Source organism: Desulfovibrio sp. (assembly GCF_041907885.1).
Lineage (GTDB): Bacteria > Desulfobacterota > Desulfovibrionia > Desulfovibrionales > Desulfovibrionaceae > Desulfovibrio.
Genome location: NZ_JAYRGM010000039.1, coordinates 1 through 5,579, shown reverse-complemented (window position 1 = coordinate 5,579; position 5,579 = coordinate 1). Strand labels below are relative to the sequence as shown.

Below are 5,579 nucleotides of genomic sequence, written 5' to 3'. Positions count from 1 at the left end.
GTTTGTGAGGTCAGATTATGGCAACCATGACAAGCATCCCCATTTCCGTGCAAGGCTACAAAAAGCTGGAAGACGAACTGGCCCGCCTGAAGAGCGAACGGCCCGCCATCATCCAGGCCATCAAAGAGGCCCGTGAGGAAGGTGATCTGCGTGAAAACGCAGGCTACGATGCAGCACGCGAACGTCAGGGCATGGCTGAAGCCCGCATCAAATACATTGAATCGCGTATGGCACTCTATCAGGTGGTAGATCTCGACAAACTGAGCGGCGACAAGGTCATCTTTGGCTCTACCGTTGAGGTTGAAGACGTGGACAGCGGCGAAGCCCGCTCGTTTACCATTCTTGGCCCGGACGAAGCCGATCCCGCCAAGGGCTCCATCTCGTTTCTTTCGCCCGTGGGTCAGGCCCTTCTTGGCCGCGAAGTGGGCGACGAAGTGACCGTGGATATTCCGCGTGGCCGCGTTACCTACGAAGTGACCGGCATTGGCTTCAAGGGCAGCAATGTGCTGAACTAAGGCCGGGGCCACGCCCCTGCCGCTGCCGGTTCCGCCCCCCTTTGGATTTTGCGGATACGGAGCCTCCCCCTTATTTTTCTGTGCGTGACAACGCGCACATGTTCCGCAGCACCAGAATGGCGCGCTCTGCCCTCTGCACAACGCAGAGTTGCAGGGCGCGCCTGTTACATGGGTGTAATTTGGGGGTGGCCCGACTTACCGTGCTTGGCCCTTTACCACGCTGGGCCCCTTGCTGCGGGCTGCAAATCATCTGCCCGGCGCATTTGTGCGCTTGAGCCTCTTGGCAGACCCTGCCCACTTTTGCTATTCTTTTGCGTTTCCATGTTCCGGCTTTCCCCTGTTTTTTTTGCGCCTACACAACCCAAGGCCTGCTATGACTTTAACGCTGCCGCGTCTGCTCTATATTCTGGCTGCGCTTGCATTATATCTGCTGCTCTGGCCCAACCCGGTCACCATATTCATGGCCGCCTGCCTTTCGTGCCTTTCGCTGCCGCTGTACCGCTCCCTGCAAAAAAAAGGACGCCTGTGGCGCAAACAGCTCGAAAAAAGCACCGCTGGCCATACCCGCTTACGCAGGTTAAGGGTAGCCCTTTCAAGCAGTTTGCCGCTTTATGCCTACATAACCACGCTTCTTTCTGCCATTCTTGTTCCCATTGCCATGCTTGCCCTGCTGGTGACACCGCAGGCTGCGGCAGGCTTTGAGCGCCTGCGCGAATTGCAGGCCAACAACTTTCAGTTGCCCCCCGAATGGGTGGCAAACATACAGCAGTGGCGGCAAAGCCTGGCCGACTACCCCCGCGTAGAAAAAATGGTCAGCGACTTTTTACAAAAACTGGATGCTTTTTTTGGCGACGCCATGAGCCTGCTGCTCAGTAGAAGCATGGATTTTCTTGGCGGAACCATGACAGTGCTGTGGACAGGCTTTCTGTTCTTTACGCTCACCGTGATCTTTACCAGCTATGCCCGCCATATCCGCAAGATTTCTGGCCGGATATTCCACATTCCCCAGTCCATGCTGGCCCGCTTTACCACAGCCATCCACAGGGCACTGCGCGGCATTTTGCTGGGCATTGTGCTGGTGGCTGCGGCCCAGGGCATTCTGTGCGGCATAGCCTTTGCCGTGGCGGGCGTGCGGCAGCCAGCATTCTGGGGCTTGCTGGCCACTCTGGTTGCTCCCATTCCTGTTATTGGCACTGCCATTGTGTGGGTTCCGCTCTGCCTTTCGCTCTGGTTTACGGGCAAGGGCATGGCTGCCGTGGGTCTTGCCCTGTGGGGAGTTGTGGTTGTGGCTGGCGTGGATAACGTGCTGCGCCCCCTCTTTTTGCAGCAGGGCATCAAGGCCCCGTTCTTTGTACTGATAATCGCCATTCTTTGCGGCATGGCCAGCTTTGGACCCGTTGGCCTCATTGCTGGTCCTGTTCTGCTGGCCTTTGCCATTCAGGCTGTGGAAGAAGGCAACTGCACCTACAGGCATCATGTATAAGTCAGAAAGCACACACGATGGCATCGGCAGGGATGCTCGCTGGCCCCGCTTTGATTTTGGGGCGGGCAGAACGTTGGCACGCATGGCCGCCTTCGGCATGTTTTTTTGTACGCTGTGTGTCGCCCTGCTGGCAGGAACCACCGATGCGCTGGCAGCACGCGGAGCACGGGCTGCAATTTTGATAAATATGGACACCGGCAAGGTACTTTTTGAAAAGAATGCCGACATGTCCATTCCCCCGGCTTCACTGACCAAGGTCATGTCCATGTTTCTGACCATGGACGCCGTAAGCGCCAAGCGCCTGACCATGGACGAAAAAATCCGCATCACACCAGCGGCCTCCACTGTGGGCGGGTCATCCATGCACCTTCGCAACGGCGAGCGTGTTGCGGTTCGGCAGTTGCTCACCGGGGCTGCCGTGGCATCGGGCAATGACGCTATCACCGCCCTTGCGCTGCGCGTTGGCGGCAACGAACGGCAATTTGTGCGTGCCATGAACCAAAAAGCCAACAGCATCGGTCTGAGCCGCACAGAATTCAAGAATCCCACGGGCCTGCCCGCCGCCGGACAGCGCACAACCCCGCGCGACATGGCTACCCTTACGCGTGCCTATCTGCACGCCCACCCCGGCGCACAAAGCTTTCACAATACCCGCGTTTTTACGCACCGCAACCGGCAAATGGCCAACACAAATGCCCTGCTGGGCTCTGTGCGGGGCGTCAACGGTCTCAAAACAGGCTGGACAGTGGCCTCTGGCTATAATCTTATAGTTACCGCGCAGCGCGGCGGCACACGGCTGATTGCCGTTGTAATGGGCGGCACAAGCCGCAATGCGCGCGATGCCATGGCAGAACGCCTCATAGAAGCCGGGTTTGACGGTGACGGCAACCCCAAGAAAATTCGTCGCAGCATGGGGTACAGACGCTAGACGACAGACAATACACAGCAAAAAGAATTGGCAAAAGGTTGCGGAAACCGGCTGGATATCTGGCCGGGTTCCACAACCTTTTTTATTTTCTGACGCGCGGACCAACGCTGACCTACGCTATTCCTGCGCTGCCCTGCGCTCTCCTGTTCTGTTCTGTCTTACGCTGCCCTGTTCTGTCTTACGCTGCCCTGCGCTGACCTACGCTATTCCTTCGCGCTAAGAGGATTTTTGGCCGCTGACAAGAAAGGCGGGCTTTCTGCGCGGGGAGCGCACACAGAAAGTGCATGACCCAAACAGAAAACCCGCCTGACGCAGCCAGCGGCTAAAAAGGCTTAGCTCATAAGGGCCTGGTCGAGATCGGCGATTATATCGTCCACATGCTCCACACCCACAGAGAGGCGCACCATGCCGGGGGTGATACCGGCCTCGTGCAGCTGTTCGTCGGTGAGCTGGCGGTGGGTGGAGCTGGCCGGGTGCAGCACGCAGGTGCGGATATCGGCCACGTGAACCTGGAGCGAAATCATTTTGAGATTGTCGATAAAACGCGCGCCAGCTTCACGCCCGCCCTTGAGGGAGAGGGAAATGACACCGCTGCATCCCTTGGGCAGATATTTGTCGGCCAGGGCTTTTTGCGGGTGGCCGGGCAGACGGGGATAATTGACGGATTCCACCGCTGGATGCTTTGAGAGAAATTCTGCCACGGTTTCGGCATTGCGGCAGTGGCGTTCCATGCGCAGGGGCAGGGTTTCGAGGCCCTGGTTGATATAGAACGCCCCCTGGGCGCTCTGGCAGCAGCCCATGTCGCGCATGAGCTGCACACGGGCCTTTACGATATAGGCGGCCTTGCCAAAGGCCTCGGCGTACACCAGCCCGTGGTAGGAAGGATCGGGCTCGGTAAATTCGGGAAACTTGCCGGATTTCCAGTCAAAGTTGCCGCTGTCAACAATGACACCGCCCACCTGAAGGGCGTGGCCGTCCATATATTTGGTGGTGGAATGCACCACAATGTCGGCCCCAAATTCAAAGGGACGGCAAAGTATGGGCGCAAAGGTATTGTCTATGATCAGGGGCAGCCTGTGCCTGTGGGCCAGATTGGCAAAACGCTCGATGTCCAGCACATCCATGGAGGGGTTGGAAAGCGTTTCGCCAAATACGGCGCGGGTATTGGGGCGAAATGCCTTTTCCAGCTCGGCCTCGGAAGCATTCTGGTCCACAAAAGCAACTTCTATGCCAAGCTTTTTGAGCGTAACGGCAAAAAGGTTGAATGTGCCGCCGTAAATGCTGGCGGCGCTGACCACGTGGTCGCCGCTCTGGGCAACGTTGAGCAGTGAGAGCATGCTGGCTGCCTGGCCCGAAGAAGTACACAGCGCACCCACGCCGCCTTCAAGTGCGGTAATTTTTTGTTCCACGGCGTCAACCGTGGGATTACCCAGGCGGGAATAAAAAAAACCAGCCTCGGCAAGGTCAAAAAGTTTCGCCACTTCGGCAGTGGTGGAGTATTTGAAGGTGGTGCTCTGCACTATGGGCACAACCCTGGGCTCGCCATTGGCCGGTTCGTAGCCCGCGTGCAGACAAAGAGATTCCGTTTTCATGCCGTCCTCTGCTGTGCTGGTGGTGGAAAATGCCGCGCTTATGGCCTTTATGCCGCGCACCACGCACCGTAGCGCAAGCCACGGGGCTAGGCAACCACATTGATTGTGCGCGCAAGCCCCCTATACGGCTGATGAAGAGAGAGCAAAAAAAGTTCCTTCCTATTGACCGTTTGCAGGTAGAAGTATAAGCTTCAAAGAAGCAGGTGGTCGCCTTGCGGCGTGTGGCACTCTTGGGGAATGCCATGTAACAAATCGCAGTAACGCACCGCCAGAGTTGCTGATTTTCGTTTGCTGACAGCGCCGCTGATAGCGCGGCCATTCGTACTTCGTTGCGCCGCTGTCTTGACGCGGAGTTGGCGCGATTTTGTTGCGCCGCAACGGGCCCTGTGGCAGGGCCCGCACAAAGCCTTTCACTCACTTTTGCCAGGAGGCTATTATGCGTATTGCCGTGGGTCTGGGCAAAAAAGGCGGAGAAGAGCGTTTAGAGCGCCAGGGCATAAACCGCCGTGACTTCATGAAATTCTGCACGGCGGTAGCGGTGACGATGGGCTTTGGCCCCTCGTTCGCTTCCGAGGTGGCTGCTGCGCTGACCGGACGTCGCGTTTCAGTGGTGTATTTGCACGCCGCTGAATGCACGGGCTGTTCCGAAGCGCTGCTGCGCACCTACAAGCCCTTCATTGATGCCGTCATTCTTGACACCATTTCCCTTGACTACCACGAAACCATCATGGCCGCCGCCGGTGAAGCCGCCGAACAAGCCCTGCATGCCGCCGTGGAAAACCCCAATGGCTTTGTCTGCATGGTCGAAGGTGCCATTCCCACGGGTATGGACAACAAGTATGGCTATATTGGTGGCCATACCATGTACGACATCTGCAAAGAAATTCTGCCCAAGGCCAAGGCCGTGGTCAACATTGGTACCTGTGCCTGCTACGGCGGCGTTCAGGCTGCCAAGCCCAACCCCACCGGTGCCAAGGGCGTGAACGAATGTTTCGCCAGCCTGGGCGTCAAGGGCATCAACATTCCCGGCTGCCCCCCCAACCCCCTCAACATGGTAGGCG

The 5,579-nt window shown here is 57.7% G+C and carries 5 protein-coding genes; 4 read left to right on the top strand and 1 reads right to left on the bottom strand.

The window, feature by feature from the left end:
- The first annotated feature begins 26 nt into the window (after positions 1-26).
- The 3 genes from greA (at position 27) to ACE3NW_RS11960 (ending at position 2,926) form a co-directional block, all read left to right on the top strand.
- The gene (gene greA / locus ACE3NW_RS11970; RefSeq protein WP_374283707.1) at positions 27-515 is read left to right on the top strand and encodes a transcription elongation factor GreA; all 489 of its coding nucleotides are present in this window, start codon (positions 27-29) and stop codon (positions 513-515) included.
- A 373-nt stretch (positions 516-888) separates the two neighbouring features.
- Positions 889-1,998 (top strand): AI-2E family transporter, encoded by a 1,110-nt coding sequence (locus ACE3NW_RS11965; RefSeq protein ID WP_374283705.1) that lies wholly within the window; start codon positions 889-891, stop codon positions 1,996-1,998.
- Positions 1,991-2,926, top strand: a complete 936-nt coding sequence (locus tag ACE3NW_RS11960; RefSeq protein ID WP_374283703.1) for a D-alanyl-D-alanine carboxypeptidase family protein — start codon at positions 1,991-1,993, stop codon at positions 2,924-2,926. The genes ACE3NW_RS11965 and ACE3NW_RS11960 overlap by 8 nt, the downstream gene beginning before the upstream one ends.
- Before the next feature lie 332 nt (positions 2,927-3,258).
- Here ACE3NW_RS11960 and ACE3NW_RS11955 read toward each other — a convergent pair whose 3' ends face one another.
- On the bottom strand, positions 3,259-4,518 hold the full coding sequence (locus ACE3NW_RS11955) for an O-acetylhomoserine aminocarboxypropyltransferase/cysteine synthase family protein (protein WP_374283701.1): 1,260 nt from the start codon (positions 4,516-4,518) through the stop codon (positions 3,259-3,261).
- 436 nt (positions 4,519-4,954) lie between these two features.
- On the opposite strand from ACE3NW_RS11955, the gene ACE3NW_RS11950 reads away from it, so the two are divergent.
- A partial coding sequence (locus ACE3NW_RS11950; protein ID WP_374283699.1) for a hydrogenase small subunit occupies positions 4,955-5,579 on the top strand: 625 nt, incomplete at its 3' end.